Annotated in this window: 20 protein-coding genes and 1 tRNA gene; 8 read left to right on the plus strand and 13 right to left on the minus strand. The window is 69.6% G+C overall.

Annotated elements, in window-relative coordinates:
* The coding region (locus LCH29_RS15015; protein WP_446462350.1) for an acetyl-CoA carboxylase biotin carboxyl carrier protein subunit at positions 1-178 on the plus strand (178 nt) is incomplete at its 5' end.
* A gap of 75 nt (positions 179-253) precedes the next feature.
* Here LCH29_RS15015 and LCH29_RS15020 read toward each other — a convergent pair.
* Positions 254-1,165 (minus strand): alpha/beta hydrolase, encoded by a 912-nt coding sequence (locus LCH29_RS15020; protein ID WP_446462232.1) that lies wholly within the window; start codon positions 1,163-1,165, stop codon positions 254-256.
* A gap of 226 nt (positions 1,166-1,391) precedes the next feature.
* On the opposite strand from LCH29_RS15020, the gene LCH29_RS15025 reads away from it, so the two are divergent.
* The gene (locus LCH29_RS15025; RefSeq protein ID WP_446462233.1) at positions 1,392-2,207 is read left to right on the plus strand and encodes a 4'-phosphopantetheinyl transferase family protein; all 816 of its coding nucleotides are present in this window, start codon (positions 1,392-1,394) and stop codon (positions 2,205-2,207) included.
* Between the two features lie 22 nt (positions 2,208-2,229).
* Positions 2,230-3,087: an alpha/beta fold hydrolase gene (locus LCH29_RS15030; RefSeq protein ID WP_446462234.1), complete on the plus strand. Its 858-nt coding sequence runs from the start codon at positions 2,230-2,232 to the stop codon at positions 3,085-3,087.
* Here the strand turns inward: LCH29_RS15030 and LCH29_RS15035 are convergent.
* Complete coding sequence (locus LCH29_RS15035) at positions 3,084-5,300, minus strand: TetR/AcrR family transcriptional regulator C-terminal ligand-binding domain-containing protein (protein WP_446462235.1); 2,217 nt, start codon at positions 5,298-5,300, stop codon at positions 3,084-3,086. The genes LCH29_RS15030 and LCH29_RS15035 overlap by 4 nt on opposite strands.
* Before the next feature lie 246 nt (positions 5,301-5,546).
* On the opposite strand from LCH29_RS15035, the gene LCH29_RS15040 reads away from it, so the two are divergent.
* Positions 5,547-5,765 (plus strand): DUF2277 domain-containing protein, encoded by a 219-nt coding sequence (locus LCH29_RS15040; RefSeq protein ID WP_446462236.1) that lies wholly within the window; start codon positions 5,547-5,549, stop codon positions 5,763-5,765.
* A gap of 178 nt (positions 5,766-5,943) precedes the next feature.
* Here the strand turns inward: LCH29_RS15040 and LCH29_RS15045 are convergent, their stop codons facing one another.
* Positions 5,944-6,156 carry a DUF397 domain-containing protein gene (locus LCH29_RS15045; protein WP_446462237.1) on the minus strand — a complete coding sequence of 71 codons (213 nt, stop codon included), beginning with the start codon at positions 6,154-6,156 and terminating at the stop codon, positions 5,944-5,946.
* Positions 6,153-6,974, minus strand: a complete 822-nt coding sequence (locus tag LCH29_RS15050; RefSeq protein ID WP_446462238.1) for a helix-turn-helix domain-containing protein — start codon at positions 6,972-6,974, stop codon at positions 6,153-6,155. The genes LCH29_RS15045 and LCH29_RS15050 overlap by 4 nt, the downstream gene beginning before the upstream one ends.
* A gap of 426 nt (positions 6,975-7,400) precedes the next feature.
* On the opposite strand from LCH29_RS15050, the gene LCH29_RS15055 reads away from it, so the two are divergent.
* Genes LCH29_RS15055 through LCH29_RS15065 form a run of 3 tightly spaced genes read left to right on the plus strand, consistent with a single transcriptional unit; the run spans position 7,401 to position 8,199 of the window.
* A complete protein-coding gene (locus LCH29_RS15055; RefSeq protein WP_446462239.1) occupies positions 7,401-7,589 on the plus strand; it encodes a hypothetical protein in 189 nt (62 codons plus the stop codon).
* Positions 7,586-7,951 (plus strand): hypothetical protein, encoded by a 366-nt coding sequence (locus tag LCH29_RS15060; protein ID WP_446462240.1) that lies wholly within the window; start codon positions 7,586-7,588, stop codon positions 7,949-7,951. Before LCH29_RS15055 ends, LCH29_RS15060 begins: the two co-directional genes overlap by 4 nt.
* Positions 7,948-8,199 (plus strand): hypothetical protein, encoded by a 252-nt coding sequence (locus tag LCH29_RS15065; RefSeq protein WP_446462241.1) that lies wholly within the window; start codon positions 7,948-7,950, stop codon positions 8,197-8,199. The genes LCH29_RS15060 and LCH29_RS15065 overlap by 4 nt, the downstream gene beginning before the upstream one ends.
* Before the next feature lie 81 nt (positions 8,200-8,280).
* On the opposite strand, the gene LCH29_RS15070 is transcribed toward LCH29_RS15065, so the two are convergent.
* The 7 genes from LCH29_RS15070 to ehuB all read right to left on the minus strand — a co-directional run bounded on the left by LCH29_RS15070 (position 8,281) and on the right by ehuB (position 13,281).
* Positions 8,281-8,868: a Uma2 family endonuclease gene (locus LCH29_RS15070; protein ID WP_446462242.1), complete on the minus strand. Its 588-nt coding sequence runs from the start codon at positions 8,866-8,868 to the stop codon at positions 8,281-8,283.
* Between the two features lie 202 nt (positions 8,869-9,070).
* Positions 9,071-9,144: transfer RNA gene (locus tag LCH29_RS15075), tRNA-Lys, on the minus strand.
* 77 nt (positions 9,145-9,221) lie between these two features.
* Positions 9,222-9,983, minus strand: coding sequence for an IclR family transcriptional regulator domain-containing protein (locus LCH29_RS15080; protein WP_446462243.1), 762 nt, complete (start codon positions 9,981-9,983; stop codon positions 9,222-9,224).
* 203 nt (positions 9,984-10,186) lie between these two features.
* Positions 10,187-10,957, minus strand: a complete 771-nt coding sequence (ehuA, locus tag LCH29_RS15085) for an ectoine/hydroxyectoine ABC transporter ATP-binding protein EhuA (protein ID WP_446462351.1) — start codon at positions 10,955-10,957, stop codon at positions 10,187-10,189.
* A 22-nt stretch (positions 10,958-10,979) separates the two neighbouring features.
* Positions 10,980-11,630 (minus strand): ectoine/hydroxyectoine ABC transporter permease subunit EhuD, encoded by a 651-nt coding sequence (gene ehuD, locus LCH29_RS15090; protein ID WP_446462244.1) that lies wholly within the window; start codon positions 11,628-11,630, stop codon positions 10,980-10,982.
* Positions 11,627-12,370 (minus strand): ectoine/hydroxyectoine ABC transporter permease subunit EhuC, encoded by a 744-nt coding sequence (gene ehuC, locus LCH29_RS15095; RefSeq protein ID WP_446462245.1) that lies wholly within the window; start codon positions 12,368-12,370, stop codon positions 11,627-11,629. Before ehuC ends, ehuD begins: the two co-directional genes overlap by 4 nt.
* Positions 12,367-13,281 (minus strand): ectoine/hydroxyectoine ABC transporter substrate-binding protein EhuB, encoded by a 915-nt coding sequence (gene ehuB, locus LCH29_RS15100; RefSeq protein WP_446462246.1) that lies wholly within the window; start codon positions 13,279-13,281, stop codon positions 12,367-12,369. Before ehuB ends, ehuC begins: the two co-directional genes overlap by 4 nt.
* A 131-nt stretch (positions 13,282-13,412) precedes the next feature.
* On the opposite strand from ehuB, the gene LCH29_RS15105 reads away from it, so the two are divergent.
* A complete protein-coding gene (locus tag LCH29_RS15105) occupies positions 13,413-13,922 on the plus strand; it encodes a DUF3830 family protein (protein WP_446462247.1) in 510 nt (169 codons plus the stop codon).
* A 415-nt stretch (positions 13,923-14,337) separates the two neighbouring features.
* On the opposite strand, the gene LCH29_RS15110 is transcribed toward LCH29_RS15105, so the two are convergent.
* Positions 14,338-15,750, minus strand: coding sequence for an amidase (locus LCH29_RS15110; protein ID WP_446462248.1), 1,413 nt, complete (start codon positions 15,748-15,750; stop codon positions 14,338-14,340).
* A 42-nt stretch (positions 15,751-15,792) separates the two neighbouring features.
* Positions 15,793-16,740 carry a D-2-hydroxyacid dehydrogenase gene (locus tag LCH29_RS15115; protein ID WP_446462249.1) on the minus strand — a complete coding sequence of 316 codons (948 nt, stop codon included), beginning with the start codon at positions 16,738-16,740 and terminating at the stop codon, positions 15,793-15,795.
* Between the last annotated feature and the right edge of the window lie 15 nt (positions 16,741-16,755).

The raw sequence follows: 16,755 nt of genomic DNA on the forward strand, positions 1-16,755 counted from the left end.
CAAGGTCGCCGTCGCCGAGGGCGACACCGTGGCCGAAGGCGACCTCGTCGTCGTCCTCGAAGCCATGAAGATGGAACAGCCCCTCAACGCCCACCGCGCCGGGATCGTGAAGAACCTGAACGCGGACGTCGGCGCGTCCGTCAGCTCCGGCGCCGTCATCTGCGAGATCAAGGACTGACGCCGCACGGCTCTTCACTCATCGGCAGGCCCCACCCCGTCGGCGGGGGAGGGGCCTGCCGATGTTCCGGGGTGTCTAGTCCTTGAGCGTCCGCTCCAGGAAGCCCAGCACCGTGTCCGCGTACACATCCGGCTGGGCCTTGATGCCCTGGAGGTGGTCGGTGTCCGGCAGCGTGTGCACCTCGGCCAGCGGATAGCGCTCGCCCAGCGCGTGCACCCCCGTGGCCGGGATCATCGTGTCGCGCTCACCGGCCAGGAAGAGCATCGGCGTCCGCTCGTACGCCCCCTCCGCCGCCGGCGGCCACTGCACCCGCAGCATCGCCAGGGCCGACGACGCGGCGACCGTCTCCAGCGCCTTCCGGGAGAGCCCGGTGCGCAGCGGGCCGGGGATGGGCAACCCGTCGGCCGCGACGAAGTTGCGGAACAGGGGGGCAAGTTCGAGCGCCGGGCCGCTGTCGCAGATCACCGCGTCGACCGGGCAGTCCGCCGCGCGCCCCAGCAGGTAGAAGGAGGGGAAGGCGGAGATGGAGAATCCGAAGACGGCGAAGCGCGCCGCCGCGTACTCGTCCATCGCGCGCAGATGCCTGATGACCGCCACCACATCGTCGGTGTGACGTTCGCTCATGCCCCAGCACGCCGGGTCCGAGACGCTCTTGCCGTGGTTGCGGTGGTCGAACAGGGCGACCGTGTAGCCCGCCCGGTTCAGCATCGCCGCCTGGGCCAGGCTCGCCGACTTGCTCAAGCCCAGCCCGTGGCCGAGCACCACCACCCGTTCCGTATCGCCCGGGCAGAGCCACACATGCAGCCCGCGCGGCTTCCCGTTCAGCGGGACCTGGACATCGGTGCTGGTCAGGCCCAGGTCGTCGGGCTTTTTGTGATGCGGCCGCCGGGGCGGGTGATAGATGAAGTACGAGAGGAAGGCGCCGTAGAGCGGAGCCACCGGGAGCGTCGCCGCGGAGGCCGCCTTCGTCAGGAATCCCGTCGCCATGTCGCAAACCCCCATCACAGATCGTGCCCGGTCGTGCGCGATCGTAGTGGTGCCGCCCCGGGGCCGGGTCGGCCGGGAAGCGAACGTGTCCGAAGTCACCGGGCGTTCCCGTACGGCAACCTCGCGTCGTGGCACGGGCGTTGCCGGTGCGGCGGGCGGGTACGGTCGTCGGTGGACGGACGCCGGACGGCGGACACGGATGAACTCCAACGGAGGTAACGGAACAGTGCCGCTCATACGCCCGGCCGACGACCCCGCCCCCACCGCCGACCCTTGGGGCCCGCTCGCCGCACCGCCCCGCCCGGAGGACCGCCCCGGCCCCGGCGAGGTCGCCGTATGGCTGCTGCACCTCCCGCCGCACGCCGCCGCTGCCGCCGCGGTCGCGGACCGGACGCTGGACGCGGGCGAGCGCGAGCGGGCCGCGGGGATGCGGCACGAGACGGCGCGCGAGCAGTACGTCACCTCGCACGTGGGGCTGCGGACGGTGCTCGGCGGCTATCTGGGGGCGGACCCGGCGGACATCGAGTTCACCCGCGAGACCTGCGGCATGCCGGACTGCGACAAGCCGCACGGCCGCCCCGCCGTCGCCGGTGACGGCACGCTGGCGTTCTCGCTCTCCCACGCCGGGGACGCCGCGCTGTGCGCGGTGTCGGGCGGTGCGCCCGTCGGCGCCGACATCGAGGAGCGCAGCCCCCGGCGCACCGGCGCCCGCCTCGACGGCCTGATCGGCCAGCTGCACCCCGGCGAGCGCGCGGCGATCGCCGCGCTGCCGGACGAGGGCTTGCGGGAGCGGGCGTTCATGAGCTGCTGGGTGCGCAAGGAGGCGTATCTGAAGGGCATCGGAACCGGGCTGCCGGGCGGGCTCCGCACCCATTACGTGGGCCTCGCGGAGGAGCTCGGCGCCCCGGTCCCCGACGACGTGTCCACCCCGCCCGGCTGGGCCCTCGCCGACCTGCCCGCCCCGCCCGGCTACCACGCCGCCGTGGCCGTCCGCGCCGACGCCGTCCCGGTCGTGACGTTCACCGGTCTTCGGCTGGCGTGACGGGTCGGGTACCTTCGGGCATATGGCGCATCGTGACGAGGTGGAACTCTCCGCAGGCACCATCGAGTACGAGGACACCGGGGGTGAGGGGCCGGTCGCCGTCCTGCTGCACGGAGTCGCCATGGACGGCTCGCTGTGGCGCGAGGTCGTCGCCGGACTCCGCCCCGGCGTCCGCTGCATCGTCCCCACCCTGCCGCTGGGCGGCCACCGCCGCCCCATGCGCCCCGACGCCGATCTGTCCGTCCTCGGCGTGGCCCGGCTGGTGGCCGAGTTCCTGGAGCGGCTGGACCTCAGGGACGTCACCCTCGCGATGAACGACTGGGGCGGCGCCCAGGCCCTCGTCGCCGACGGCCGCGACGAGCGGATCGGGCGGCTGGTCATCACCTCGTGCGAGGCGTTCGAGAACTTCCCGCCCGGCCTGCCCGGCAAGAACCTCCACACCTCCGCCCGCCTCCCGGGGGGCTTGCGCACCGCGTTCACCCTGCTCAAGCTGCGCCCCCTGCGGCGGCTGCCGATGACGTGGGGCTGGATGACCAAACGCCCGGTGCCGGCGGAGCTGATGGACGCCTGGTTCCGGCCGCTGTGGACCTCCCCGGAGATCCGCCGCGACCTGCGGAAGTACGTGCTCGGCGTGCCGCCCGCCGCGGAACTGCTGCGCTGGGCCGAGCGGCTGCGCGCCTTCGACCGGCCCGCGCTGGTGGCGTGGGCGTCCGAGGACCGCGTGATGCCCCCGGAACACGGCCTCCGGCTCGCGGCCCTGCTGCCGCAGGGCCGCCATGTGGAGATCCCCGACAGCTACACCCTGATCCCGGTGGACCAGCCGCACCGACTGGCCTCGCTGATGCGCACCTTCATGCTGGACGGCGGCGCGGCGGTCTAGCCGTGGCGCCGTAGAAAGGCGTCGACCAGCCGGTCGGTGAACTCCTCGCCGACGGGCTCGTCGGTCACCAGCACCCGGTAGTAGACCGGGCCCATGAGCTGGTCGATCTCGGCCGCCAGATCCAGCCCGGACGGCAACTGCCCCCGCTCCACGGCCCGTTCCAGCGGCAGGCGGTCGCGGCGGCGCTGCTCGTCCAGGTAGCGGGCGCGGAAGTCCCGGGCGAACTCCGGATCATGCTGGGCCTGGGCGATCAGAGCCCGGAAGACGGCGCCGGAGTCGGACGCGCTGAGGAACCAGGCCAGCTGGCGCAGATAGTGGCGCAGATCGACGGCGAGGTCACCGGAATCCTGCTGGACGAGGTCCTTGGCCGCGTCCTGGAGGAAGGCGTCCATGAGGACGTCGATCTTGGTGCTCCACCAGCGGTAGATGGTCTGCTTGGCGACCGTTCCTAGTGCCGCGTCAGTCAAGGTTTGCCCGGTAGCGAGGCGTCCTGGTGCGGTCAGATGCAAGGCGCCGGATCGGCCTCGTAGTGGGCCTACTCGGTCCCAGGGCGGCGAGCGGGGTGAACCTTGGCTGACGCGGCACGAGGGACTGAGCGGGAGTGAGTCCTGTTGCCAGGGCCCATGCTCAGCCGAACACCCCGAACGGTGCTGGGTGTTCTGGTTGCCCGCGTTCGCTCCGCGTCCGGGCAGCACGCATCTGGTGCGTGGTCCGGGAACGCGGGGGCGGGGTTCCTCACGCCCCGGGATGCCCGCTTCGGCCTGGACGGTCCGATGCCCAGCACGATCACTCTGGTCCTGCTGGGGCGGTGACGTCCGTCGCCGGATCGGGTGCCCCAGGGCGCGCCGTCCGATCGCCACGGCTGCTGCGCCGTGGCGGGTCGTCTTCCTGGTCTTGCCAGTAAGGGGCTTCTTCCAGTGCTGGGCGCCCCAGCGGGAGGTGTAGGCGGGGTCGACGGCGACCAGGGGGATGCCGAGTTCGGCCGCCATCGACACCAGCCGGGCCCGTAGCCGGGCGACGGGCATACCGGAGATCAGCTTGCGGAACCGTTTACGGCTGCCGTGTTTCTCCCGGGTCGTCTCCGCGCTGAAGTCCAGGTCCTCGATCGCGATCGCCAGGCCGTGGCGCTGGGCCCAGTGTAGGAGGCGGATGAGGGCGTGGCGCACCTGCGCGTCGCGATGCTGGGCGGTGCCCGAAAGCTCGTAGTCGAACCGGCGCGGGGAGCCGACCGGGTTCCCGTGCTCATCCAGCCGCCAGGCCGCCAGGTGATCGGCGTTCGTGTCGACACCGATCAGGCCGCTCCTGCGGGCGGTCGCCAGCGGCACGGCCTGGACCGGCGGGATTGTCCATGACGCGGTCAGGTACCAGCGTCCCCGGCCGGTGTCCTCGTGGATGCGGTAGGCCACCGCCCGGTTCACGGTGATCCGGTCGCGCCAGGTCTCGCCCCGGTGCGGAAACGTGACGCGGGCGGTAAGAACGTACCGGCCGTGCGCGGCGTTGGAGAGGTGGGCGAGCGGGGCCGGGAGCCGGATGCTGACCTCCCCGTCGGGGCTGACCCGGACGGTCTCGTTGCCGTACCGCTTGCCGGACTCGCCGTCCGCCTGTAGGAAGCGGCGCGACGCCTCCCACCGGCGGCGCCACTCCTTCTGGGTGAGCCCGGCCCGCTCCAGGTGATGCCGGGTGTTCAGCAGCCGCTTCCCGCCCCGCACGACCCGCACCCGCCCGGCCTCCCGGTCGGCCCGCTCCCGCTCCAGCCGGTCCTCCAGCACCCGCAGACGACGCGACTTGGCAAACCACTCGCTCTCGCTGCCATAACCGCCCGCCGCCCGCTTCGATCCCTTCAACCCGAGGGGGAGTGACAGCCGGAGGCGGACCGCGCCGATCCCGGCCTCCAGGCTGCGGATGTGCGCGGCCTGACCGCGCCTCGCCAGTGCCCACTGATCATGCGTGGCCTTCGTCAGCGACCCCGCCCACCGCGACGACGACTGCCCGCTCAACTCCCGCTTGCGCCGTGCCCACCGCTCGCCGTCGTGCTTCAGACCCGCCGCGCACCGCGCCCTCAGATCGCGTGATGCCAGTGACCCGAGATGGTCACCGACCAGCCGCAGCACCTCCTCGTCTCCGGCGGTCAGGCCCTTGAGGCGGTCCCGGATCGCCACCCCGCAGGGGCCGGGCACGACGAACGGCGCCGCCACCTCGCGCAGCCCATCCACTCCCGTCCCCCCCACCCGGCCTCGAAGACCCCGTCACCCCGCCCAACGAACACCCCTCGCAAAGGTCACGTATCCGACGGACGAACCCCCGTTCTCACCGGCCGGACGTCCGTGCACGCGCCCAGCCGCCAGACGGCGGCGCTCACTGACGCTCGCGAACGCGCACTCGTACACGGCAAGTGGCAGCAGTACCGAACCCCTCGCCGGCGGACCGCGTTGTCGGACCGGCGGCGTACCGTCGTGGGTATGTGCAGATCCATCAAGACGCTCCGCCCGCCGTATGCCGAATCGGTCACCGAGGAGGACATGCGCGCCGCCGCGCTCCAGTACGTACGCAAGATCAGCGGCTTCCGGCAGCCCGCTCCGCACAACGTCGCGGCCTTCGACAAGGCGGTCGAGACGATCGCCGCCGCCACGGGGGAGCTGCTGAGCACGCTGGAGGTAAGGGGTGGCCGCATAAGCTGAATGGCCCGGGTGCCGTCACCCGGGCCATTCAGCTTGATCGCCTGCGTGGCCCCCGAAAGTGAGATCACCGCTCAGCTGTCACGGACCTGATGTCGTGGTCCGAGCGAACCTGCGGCACCGTCGAGGTCGGCCAGTCGCGTTGCGAGAGAGAGGCGCTTGCCTGATGAGGTATCACCAGTCAGCCGCTGGTGAAGTTCCCATGCTTGACTGCCGATGTGAACGATGACCAAGAAGACTTAGGGAAAACGAGCACCGGGCCGTTAAGGTTCTTGCTGTCTCGGACGGGGACGGAGCCGAGAGGGCCGTCGGCGACCTCGACGCAGTTCTCCATTCCATTGCTGTAAGTAGATTTGCGCCATTGGGCGCCATTCAGGCCCCTGAGTCGGGTCACTGGTATTCCTCCAGGTACCTTTTAATGAGATCCGCTGACGCGGGTTCGGGTAGCGCTAGTTGTCGAACCGAGTCAAACTGCTGAGTTAACTGCACCACCCTCTTGGTTGACTCTACCAGTTCGCCCGATCCAAACGACTCGACATAGGCAATGGTTGTTCCGTTGGGTTTGGTGATCAGTGTCAGGCTGCCTCCGAGCATCCAATATTCACCTTGCTCAAAGGGGATTACTTGGACGGTGATGTTGGGATTTTCGATCCTTTTCAGGATCTGGAAGAGTTGATCAGTCATTGTCGCTGATCCGCCAACAGGTCGCCTTAGTGCTGCTTCATCCATGATTGCCCAGTATGGTGGAGCGTCAGCCCTGGAAAACACTCCCTTGCGCGCCATTCGAGCGGTGATGGTTCCGGTGATGTCGCTGGTGGGGGCTTTGGGGTGCTCGGTGCGGATGAAGGCTGTCGCGTAGTCTTCCGTTTGCAGGAGTGCAGGGATGGTGCTGCTGGTGAAGACTTGGATGCGTTCCGCCTTGGATTCCTGCGCGGCGGCCTTCTGTGCATAACCTTGGATTGACCCTGCTCTGGCTACTTCGAGGATCTCAAGCAGTGTGCCGCCCGTCTTGAATAATGCGTCGAGGGACCGCGTCATTTTCTCCGACGGTAGCTGCTCTCCGCGTTCCACTCGTCCTAGATAGGCGTGGTCGAATGTGGTCTGCTCCTTGAGGTCTCGCAGAGACCACCCCCTCCGTTCACGCTGACGCTTCAGCTCATTGCCCAGAAGTTGGGGCAGGGTGAGCCGTTCGTCGTCTTCGCGTTCTGTCATCGAGCGGACCTCTCCATCGAACGAGCGGGCGTGGACAACCGACGGTTGGCCACGCGTCACTCCTGGTGAGCGTATGCCCTCGGGGTTCATGGTGGTAGCCCTGCTCCACATCGGCTGAAGGGAAGACGGTGTGGCGCGTCTGTACACGAGGGCTGCGCGAAAGACCCCCGCGACGTCGGACCGTCCGGGGGCGTGGCCAACAGCTGAGAAGGAGCTGATGACGTGCTCGATCCTATGCGGCGTGCACTCGAATGGGTGAGATCGGTTTGCGTCGCCTTACGGCCGCGCGGCCGTCACCGGGCCGGGCCGGCGGCGCTCACCGGGGCCGCCGCGACCGTGGCACCTCCACCGACGACCACCGGCGGCATGCCACCCTCGGCCGTCACCGCCCGACGTCCAACTTCGCCGATTCCGCACAAGCTTGACGTGCCGCTCGACACCGGACGGTTGCTCGTCCGGCCGTACGTCCTCGCCCACGAGGAACACCAGCGGAGCCGGAGCGAGCAACGCCACCGGCAACAGCGGGAGCGGCGGCGGGTGTTGCCGCTGGCCTTCGACGGCTTGGACGCGGGAACGGAGTGGATTCACGGCGTCCTCGTGGGGGCGGGCCGGTGACCGCAACAGGCGGCCTGCGGCTGCTGCCGTGGACCAGCCCGGACGGCAGGCCGTGCTACCTCGCGCCAGCCGGTGCCCATAGCCGCTTGAGCCGCCGGGCGGACGAGATCGAGGCCCTTCAGCTGTCCATGGGCGCCGAACTCCTCGGCCACGCCCGCGCGTTGCTCGACGACCGGAAGGCGGACATCGGGGAGGTTCGCTTCCTGGCGGAGCGGCTGTGTGAGGCGCTGCGCGACGTGCTTCGGGTGGCCGAGAGCAGAGGAGCGCGACTGCCCACGGGCGACGAGGAGAACGGACCGGCCGAGCCGGAGGACGGCGCGGATGACCACTGGGCGTCCGGTAGCGGAGGGGAGGCGCCGTGACCCGCTGGACGATCAGCCTCGTCCCGGGGCGGGGCTTGCGCCGCGCCGACGGCGGCGTACTGTCGCTGCCACTCCGGATCAGCGGCGACGGACAGCATCTCGCCGTCACCGAACTACCACTGACCCCTGCCTCCGCGGAGCAGTTGCACGCGGCCCTCTGCTACGCGCTGGACGGGCAGCGTCCGCCCGATGATTCCCTCGAGTGCCGACAGCCGGTCCGCTACCCGGGCGGTCGGCAGCGGTACTGAAGACCGCCGCCCGGCCCTTGTCGCCCCTGCCCCGAGGCGACGAGGGCCGGGCGGTCCCGCGGGCCCCCGCCGGGCAGGGGGTCAGCGGACGTAGTTCTTGAGGACGTCCGAGTCCAGCGTGATGCCCACCGGGTCGGGAAGGACCACCTGCTCGCCGAAGGGGGCCCGGTGGATGTCGAGGTAGCAGCCGCTCTTCGGGGCGGGGTTGGTGTGCACGATGACCGCACAGGCGTCACGGTCCACGAGGAGGTAGACGGGAATGCCTGCCGCCGCGTAGGCGGCGGGCTTGTCGATCCGGTCGCGGCGGTCGGTATCCCCGTCGTGCGAGGTGACCTCGACAGCCATCAGGACCCCTTCGGGGTCGGACCACTCACCGTGTCCTCTGAAGTGCCCGTCCGGCGCCAGCACGCCGTCCGGGCGGGCCCGCCCCTTGCGGTACGCCTCGACCTTCAGCCCACGCTCGCCCGCGTAGAGCCAGAGGTCGGGGCGGTGCTGCATACAGCGCTTCTGTAGCCACCTGACGATCTCGTCGTGATCCCCGTCCGGCACGCACTTCTCCTCGATCCGTCCGTTGATGAACTCCAACGTGACGGTTTCGGGCACGGTAGAGGCGATCTCTTCGAACTCTTCCACCTGCATGTGAGACGTGCGCTCGGTCATAACCGTCATGTTGCACCTCTTTCCTGGAGGAAGCCAGCATTCCTGGGCACGCGTGCGACGGGGACACAGTTCGTGGTGGATCACTCCCACGAGTGACGCATCGATATCAGGCGGTGACGCGCGCGGAAGCTCAGACGAGTCAGGGCGGTATGTATCCGCCAAACGCGACCGGGGCTCCTCGATGAACGAGAAGCCCCGAATCGCTGCCATGTGCGCCGCCAGGGACTCGAACCCCGGACCCGCTGATTAAGAGTCAGCTGCTCTAACCAACTGAGCTAGCGGCGCCTGCTGACGAAGTAAATACTACCTGGTCCGGGAGGGTGCTTTTGACCAACGCCGGTGACCGCCGCCGGTGACCGGCGTCAGATGGTCAGTGAGAGCAGCATCGGCGCCGCCTCGCGATTGAGCAGGTAGGCCGCCTGACGCAGCCGGTGCGCGCGCTCCAGGGGGAGGGACAGCGCCAGGCATCCGACCGTGTGGCCCGCCGTGACGGGGACGGCCGCGCAGACCGTGCCCACGGCGTATTCCTGGAGGTCGAGCACGGGCACGGTGGGTGGCTGGCTGTCCAGCTTGCGGAAGAGCACCTTCTCGCTGGTCGTCGTCCGCGAGGTGAGCCGGACCGTCTTGTGGCGGGAGAGATGGTCCCGGCGGCCGTCGTGGTCGAGCTGGGTGAGCAGGCACTTTCCGACGGCCATCGCATGGGCGGCGGCGCGGAAGTCCACCCACTCGTTGACCTTGGGTGTCTGCGGCCCGTCGGCGTACTGCGTGATCTTGACTTCGCCGTCCACGTAGCGGCTGAAGTAGACCGCCGCGCCCACCGAGTCACGGAGCGCGCCGAGCGACTTCTGGAGCTTGTCCTCGACGGCCCGGCCGCGCCCCGGCACCCCGGTGTCCAGCAGGGTGAGGGACGTACCGCCGATGTACGCCCCGTCGGCGATCTGCTCCACGTACCCCTCGCGGCGCAGCATCCGCAGCAGCTCGACGAGCCGGTCGCTCGGCAGCCGGGTCTCGCGGGCTATCCCGGCGTGGCTCACCCCGCCGGAATGCCGGGCGACGACCTCCAGGATGCGCAGGGCGTGCCGCACCGAGCGGAGCGGTGCGATCGGCTCGGGCCCCAGCACCACGGCGTCCCCTCTCGCAGGTGGTGACCGCTTGCGTCAACGCCGTCGCTGCGGGTCACGGGTGCGGGGTAGCCCACGGGGGCCCGCAGGAGGCGGCTTCGTACCACGATAGCCGCCAAGGGGGCGATATGGAGCGGAAGTTGAGCGATGGCATGTGCCATCGTCAAGCCGCCCACATCGCCCCCTCGCGGCGTTGCGGTACGGGTTTACAGCACCGCGCTCAGGAACTCCCGGGTCCGCTCGTGCTCCGGCTCCGAGAAGATCTTCTCCGGCGGTCCGGACTCGATGACCCGGCCCGCGTCGAACATCAGCACGTCGTCGGAGATGTCGCGCGCGAAGTTCATCTCGTGCGTCACGCACAGCATGGTGATGTCCGTCGTATGGGCGATGTCCCGCAGGACGTCGAGCACTCCGGCCACCAGCTCCGGGTCGAGCGCCGAGGTGACCTCGTCCAGCAGCATCACCTGCGGCCGCATGGCCAGCGCCCTCGCGATCGCCACCCGCTGCTGCTGCCCGCCGGACAGCTGCGTCGGATACATGTCGCACTTGTCGCCGAGGCCGACGAGATCCAGCAGCTCCCGCGCCCGCTCCTCGGCCTCGTCCTTGTTCAGGCCCAGGACGTTCACCGGGGCCTCGGTGATGTTCCGCAGCACCCGCATGTTGGGGAAGAGGTTGAACTGCTGGAAGACCATGCCGATCTTCTTGCGCACCTCACGGGTGTGCTTCTCGCCCGCCGGGACCAGCTTGCCGCCCTTGTCCTCGTGGGTGAGGTAGTCCCCGTCGACCTTGATCGTGCCCTCGTCGGGCTTGAGCAGCGTCATCAGCAGCCGCAGGATCGTGGTCTTGCCGGATCCGGACGGGCCGATGAGGGTGACGTGCTTGCCGGAGGACACCGAGAAGTCGAGGTCGTCCAGGACGGTATTGCTGCCGAAGCGCTTGGTCACCTTGTCGAAGCGGATCAGTTCACTGCCGTCCACGGCAGGATTCGTGTGGTCGGTTTCAGTGGCCAAGACGACGCTCCAGGGCTCGCATGAGAAGAGATGCCGGATAGGCGATGAGGATGAAGGCGATGCCGACCATCGTGAACGGCTCGATGTAGTGGAAGGACGACGAGGCCTCGCCCCGCGCCTTCTGAAGCATGTCGACGACGCCGATCAGCGCGAGCATCGGGGAGTCCTTCAGCATCGCGATGACGTAGTTGCCGAGGGCGGGCACCACGCGGCGGATCGCCTGCGGAAGGATCACCGCCTGCCAGGTGCGGCCCCGGGAGAGGCTGAGCGCGGTGGCGGCCTCCCACTGGCCCACCGGTACACCGTCGATACCGGCCCGGTAGACCTCGGCGGTGTACGTCGAGTAGTGCAGCCCGAGCGCGATCACACCAGTGGTGAGCGCCGAGAACTTGATGTCCCAGGTGGGCAGCACGTAGAAGAAGAAGAACAGCTGCACCAGCAGCGGGGTGTTGCGGATGAACTCCGTCACCGCCGACACCGGCCAGCGCACGAAGCGGCTCGGCGAGCGGAACGCCATCGCCCACACCAGCCCCAGCGCGAACGCCAGGATGGAGCCGAGGGCGGTGGCCTCCAGCGTGATCAGCAGCCCGTGGCCCAGCTGCGGGAGGAAGTCCCTGGCCACGTCCCAGTCCCACTTCACTGGGCACCTCCTCCGACGACGATGTTGCGCGACTGCTCGGACTCCTGCTTGCCGATCAGCTTGCGCGTGACCAGCGAGCCCTTGGGCGGAGCCTGGCCGATGTTGGCCTTGGCACGCCGCTCCAGCAGCCGCATCAGCCGGGTCAGGATGAACGCCAGCACGAAGTACAGGACCAGGATGATCGTGTAGATCTGCGCACTCTCACCCGTCGCCAGCCGGGACAGCTGGGCGGCGAAGGTGATGTCGGCGACGTTCACGGCCGAGACCAGGGCCGTCGCCTTCAGGATCTCGATCAGCAGATTGTTGAACGGCGGGATCATCTCGGGGATCGCCTGCGGCAGGATCACCCGCCGCATCCGCTGCGCCGGGGTGAAGCTGAGCGCGATGGCCGCCTCGCGCTGCGCGGGCGCCACGGAGGCGATCGCGCCGCGGACGATCTCGGAGCCGTACGCCCCGTAGTTCAGCCCGATGGCCAGCACCGCCGCCCACATCGGGAACAGCTGCCAGCCGAAGGCGAGCGGCATCACGAACGCCAGCCAGAACATCAGCACCAGGGCCGATGTACCGCGGAAGATCTCCACGTAGCAGGCGGTGAGGAAGCGGACGAACCGCAGCCGCGAGGTGCGCGCCATGCCGATGCCGAAGGCGACGGCGAGGGCGAAGGCCGCGCAGTACAGGGTCAGCTGGACCGTGATCCAGACGCCCGGAAGAAGCCAGTGTTCCCACAGCCCGGCCGTCATTTGCACAGCTCCTCGGCGGTCAGGTCGGTCATCTCGCCCTCGGTGAACCCGAAGGGCCGCACGATGCGCAGCAGCTCACCGCTCTTCTTCATCTTGTGCAGCTCGACGTTGAAGGCATCGCGGAGCTTGGTCTCCTCCGGCCGGAAGGCGAAGCCGCCCGCCCCGATGTCCGGCTTGCCGTCGAGCATGGCCTGGAACGGTTCGGTCGCCTCGGCCCGCTTGCTGTTCCGCTGCTTGACCACGTTGTGCACGGTCACGGTCGTGCCCGCGAACACATCGGCCCGGCCCTGCTCCACTGCCAGCAGCCCGGCCAACTGGTCCGGGAGGATCAGCATGTCGCTCTCCTTGACCCCGGCGTTCTTGGCGTAATCGATCTCGGCATAGGCGGTGCCGGTGGCCATTTTGGCCTTCTGCTTGACGATGTCTTCGTAATTGTGCAGGTTCTTCGGATTGCCCTTGCGGACGATGAACGCGTCCCGCATGCGGTAGTCGGGGTCGGAAAAGATCACTTGGGCGCAGCGTTCGGGATTGATGTACATCCCCGCGGAGACCACGTCGAACTGCTGCGAACGGAGCCCCGGAATCAGGGAGCCGAACTCGGTCGGCACGGGCTGGACCTTGTCCACCCCCAGCCGCTTGAAGATGACCTTCGCGATCTCCGGCGCCTCACCGGTGAAGTCGCCATTCTTGTCGATATACCCGAATGGGATCTCCCCCGCAATTCCCAGTCGGACCGTCCCCTGCGCCCTCAGGCGCTCCAGCAGATTGCCCCCATCTCTGGCGTCCGAGCTGGACACCCGGCTACAGCCGACCGCGCCCAGCAGGCCAAGGGCCGCGCCGCCGACCAGAAGCGATCGACGGGATGCCCCTTTTGCTCTGCTATCGATGTCTTTCCCACGTGGTGGAGCCATGGGCGCGCGACTACCCGAACCCACGAAATATATGCAGGTCGTTTCCAGCCCTTGATACAGACGATGCTGGGTATGCCCCCTGGGGAAGGACTGGTGAAGGACTGGTTCCGAAGCGACCTGGAGGAATGTCGATGGTTGACCGAGCCGACCGGTTCATCGAGGTCTCGCTCGACAAGCGCGGAGTGACCTGTACCGCGAAACTCCTCGATGACCGCGCGCCGATCACCTGCGAGGCGGTCTGGAACGCGCTGCCGCTGGGGGGCGACGTGTACCACGCCAAGTACGCGCGGAACGAGATCTACGCGCTGCTGGCCCCCTTCGCCCCCGAGGAGCCCCCGCTGGAGAACCCCACGATCACCCCCATCCCCGGGGACCTGTGCTACTTCACCTTCTCCGACACCCAGCTCGGCACGAAGTCCTACGGCTACGAGGCCCAGGCCAAGCACCAGGGCAAGCGCCAGGTGATCGACCTCGCGCTGTTCTACGAGCGGAACAACCTGCTCATCAACGGTGACGCGGGCTGGGTCCCGGGCATCGTCTGGGGCTCGGTCGTCGACGGCCTCGACCGCATGGCCGACGCCTGCCAAGACCTCTGGCGCGCAGGCGCCCTGGGCGAAACCCTGAGCTTCCGCCGGGCCTGACGCCATGCCCCCGCCGGGGCCGGGGCACCGCCCCGGCCCCGGTGCGGGCCCGGAAACCCGACCCCGGGCTGGACCGAGGCCCGGGAAAACCAGCCCGGGCCGGGGAGTCCAGCCTGGTCCGGGAAATCCACCCGAGGCCGGGAAAAGCAGCCCGGGCGGGGAAATCCACCCCGGTCCGGGAAACCAGCCCGTCCGGCGTTTGAGGACCGGGGCCCGGGGCGGGGATGCCCTACCCCCAGCCCGTCCGGCGTTTGAGGACCGGGGTCCAGGGGCGGAGCCCCGGCGGGGGTGCAGGGGCGGAGCCCCCCGCAACGGGGTCCGGGGCGCAGTCCCAGCGGGGTCCGGGGCGGAGCCTCTCGCGCGGCGGAGCCGCAAATCGTCAGGGGTCGGGAAGGGGCGCGGGGTGGGGGAACCGTCACCCCACCGGCGGATGGACGCCCTCCGTCACCCCGGCCCCATACAACGCATGCGCCACCCGCAAAACCACCGCATCCGCATGCCGCGCCCCCACCAACTGCACCCCGATCGGCAACCCCGCCGACGACATCCCGCACGGCACGGACGCCGCCGGCTGCTGCGTCATGTTGAAGGGGTACGTGAACGGCGTCCACCCGGTCCACCGGGTATGCCCCGACCCCTCGGGCACCTCCACCCCCGCCTCGAAGGCGGTGATCGGCAGGGTCGGCGTGACCAGCAGGTCGTACGCGGAGTGGAAGCGCCCCATCGCGTGCCCGAGCGCCATCCGTACGTCCACGGCCGCCAGATAGTCGAGCGCGCTGTACGCGGCCCCCTGGGCACAGATCTCCCGCAGCCCCGGGTCGAGCAGTTCCCACTGCTCCTGCCCGAGCGGCTGCACCACCCGCGCCGCGCCGCTGAACCACAGCGTGTGGAAGGCCTCCACGGGGTCCTCGATGCCCGGGTCGATCTCCTCCACGACGGCGCCCAGCCCGGCCAGCAGATCCACGGCCCGCCGCACCGCCGCGGCCACCTCCGGGTCGACGGCGGCAGCGCCGCCCATCGTCGGGCTGTAGGCGACCCGCAGCCCGTCGATCGAGCCGCCGCCCGCGCTGATGGCCTCCCGGAAACTCCCCCCGAGGGGGCCGAGCTGCGACCAGTCGCGCCAGTCAGGCCCGGTGATGACGTCCATGAGCAGGGCGGAGTCGGCCGCGTCCCGGGTCATGGGCCCCACATGGGCGAGGGTTCCGAAGGCGCTGGCCGGGTATATCGGCACCCGCCCGTAGGTGGGTTTGAGCGCGAAGATGCCGCAGAAGGAGGCGGGGATGCGCACGGACCCGCCGCCGTCCGTGCCGAGGCTGAGCGGACCGGCGCCCATCGCGACGGCGGCCGCGCTGCCGCCGCTGGAGCCGCCCGCGGTGCGCCCGGGGTCGTACGGATTGCCCGTCACCCCGTCCACGGGGTTGTCCGTGACACCTTTCCAGCCAAACTCCGGGGTCGTCGTCTTGCCGAGAAACACCGCCCCGTGGTCCCGCATCCGGGCCACCGCGGGCGCGTCCTCGTCCCACGGCCCGTCGGTCCGTACCGTGCGCGACCCGCGCAGCGTGGGGCCGCCGCGCATCAGCAGGATGTCCTTCACGGACACCGGAACGCCGTCCAGGAGCCCGGCGGGCTCGCCGCGCCGCCACCGTTCGGCGGACTCCTCCGCCTGGCGCAGGGCTTCCTCGCCGTCCACCCGGCTGTAGGCGTTGACCCTCGGCTGGATCTGCTCGATCCGGTCGAGCGCGGCTCGTGTGGCCTCGACGGGGGAGAGGTCGCCGGAGCCGTACCGCTCGAGGAGTTGAACCGCTGTCAGGTCGTGCAGGTCGGTCATCCAGCTCTCCGTTCAGATCGTGCAGATCGTGAGGCCGTGCGATCAGTCCACGGGTACGTAGCCGAGGCGCTTGTCGACGATGTTGAGCAGGGGTTCGCCGGCGCTCCAGCGGTCGTAGTTGTCCTGGAACTGTTCGGCGAGGTGGTCGCGCCAGCCGACCGTGTCGCCGCTCATGTGGGGCGAGACGAAGAGCCCGGGCACGTCCCACAGGGGGTCGTCGGGGGACAGCGGCTCGTTCTCGAAGACGTCCAGCGCGGCGCCCGCGATGTGCCGTCCGATGAGGGCGGCCTTGAGGTCGGCCTCGATGACGAGGGGGCCGCGTCCGACGTTGATGAAGCGGGCGGTGGACTTCATACGGGCGAAGGCGGTCCGGTCGAACATGCCGCGCGTGTCCTCGGTGAGCGGCGCGACGGAGATCACCCAGTCGGCCTGCGCGAGCAGCCCGGGCAGTTCGTCGTTCCCGCGTACGCCCGGGCGGGCGGTGCGTCCCACCAGGTCGACCTCGATCCCGAGGGCGGAGAGGGTGGTGCCGATGGCCCGGCCGATGGGCCCGGCGCCGATGACGGCCGCGCGCGACCCGGCCAGGCGCATCGTCTCGCGGTGCTGCCAGCGCCGCTGCCGCTGGAGCTCCCAGCTTCCGAAGAAGTCCTTGCCCATGGCGATGACCAGACCGGCGACGTACTCGGCGATCGGCTGTTCGAAGACGCCGCGCGCGTTGGTCAACACCGTGTCGGACGCGGTCAATTCGGGGCTCAGCAGCCGGTCCACCCCGGCGCTGGCGGTGTGGACCCACCGCGGCCGGGGGCCGTCGCCGGGCCAGGCGTCGCGTACCGCGTCGGAGGTGAAATCCCAGACCAGGAGGACATCCGCGGAGGGCAGGGCGTCGGGCAGGGTCTTCTCGTCGCACACCACGACCTGGGCCCGGCCGGCCAGCCGGTCCAGCCGGACCGGGGGCTGCTCGCCGAAGACGACAACAGTGCTTTCGGACATAGGCGGGAAACCATT

The organism is Streptomyces sp. BRA346, assembly GCF_052851135.1.

Excerpts from the sequence above, each read along its gene's own strand:
- ehuB (WP_446462246.1), bottom strand. The coding sequence starts at position 13,281 with ATGGCTCCACCACGTGGGAAAGACATCGATAGCAGAGCAAAAGGGGCA.
- LCH29_RS15105 (WP_446462247.1), top strand. The coding sequence starts at position 13,413 with ATGGTTGACCGAGCCGACCGGTTCATCGAGGTCTCGCTCGACAAGCGC.
- LCH29_RS15040 (WP_446462236.1), top strand. The coding sequence starts at position 5,547 with ATGTGCAGATCCATCAAGACGCTCCGCCCGCCGTATGCCGAATCGGTC.
- LCH29_RS15030 (WP_446462234.1), top strand. The coding sequence starts at position 2,230 with ATGGCGCATCGTGACGAGGTGGAACTCTCCGCAGGCACCATCGAGTAC.
- LCH29_RS15070 (WP_446462242.1), bottom strand. The coding sequence starts at position 8,868 with ATGACGGTTATGACCGAGCGCACGTCTCACATGCAGGTGGAAGAGTTC.
- LCH29_RS15020 (WP_446462232.1), bottom strand. The coding sequence starts at position 1,165 with ATGGCGACGGGATTCCTGACGAAGGCGGCCTCCGCGGCGACGCTCCCG.
- LCH29_RS15115 (WP_446462249.1), bottom strand. The coding sequence starts at position 16,740 with ATGTCCGAAAGCACTGTTGTCGTCTTCGGCGAGCAGCCCCCGGTCCGG.
- LCH29_RS15110 (WP_446462248.1), bottom strand. The coding sequence starts at position 15,750 with ATGACCGACCTGCACGACCTGACAGCGGTTCAACTCCTCGAGCGGTAC.
- ehuC (WP_446462245.1), bottom strand. The coding sequence starts at position 12,370 with ATGACGGCCGGGCTGTGGGAACACTGGCTTCTTCCGGGCGTCTGGATC.
- LCH29_RS15050 (WP_446462238.1), bottom strand. The coding sequence starts at position 6,974 with ATGACAGAACGCGAAGACGACGAACGGCTCACCCTGCCCCAACTTCTG.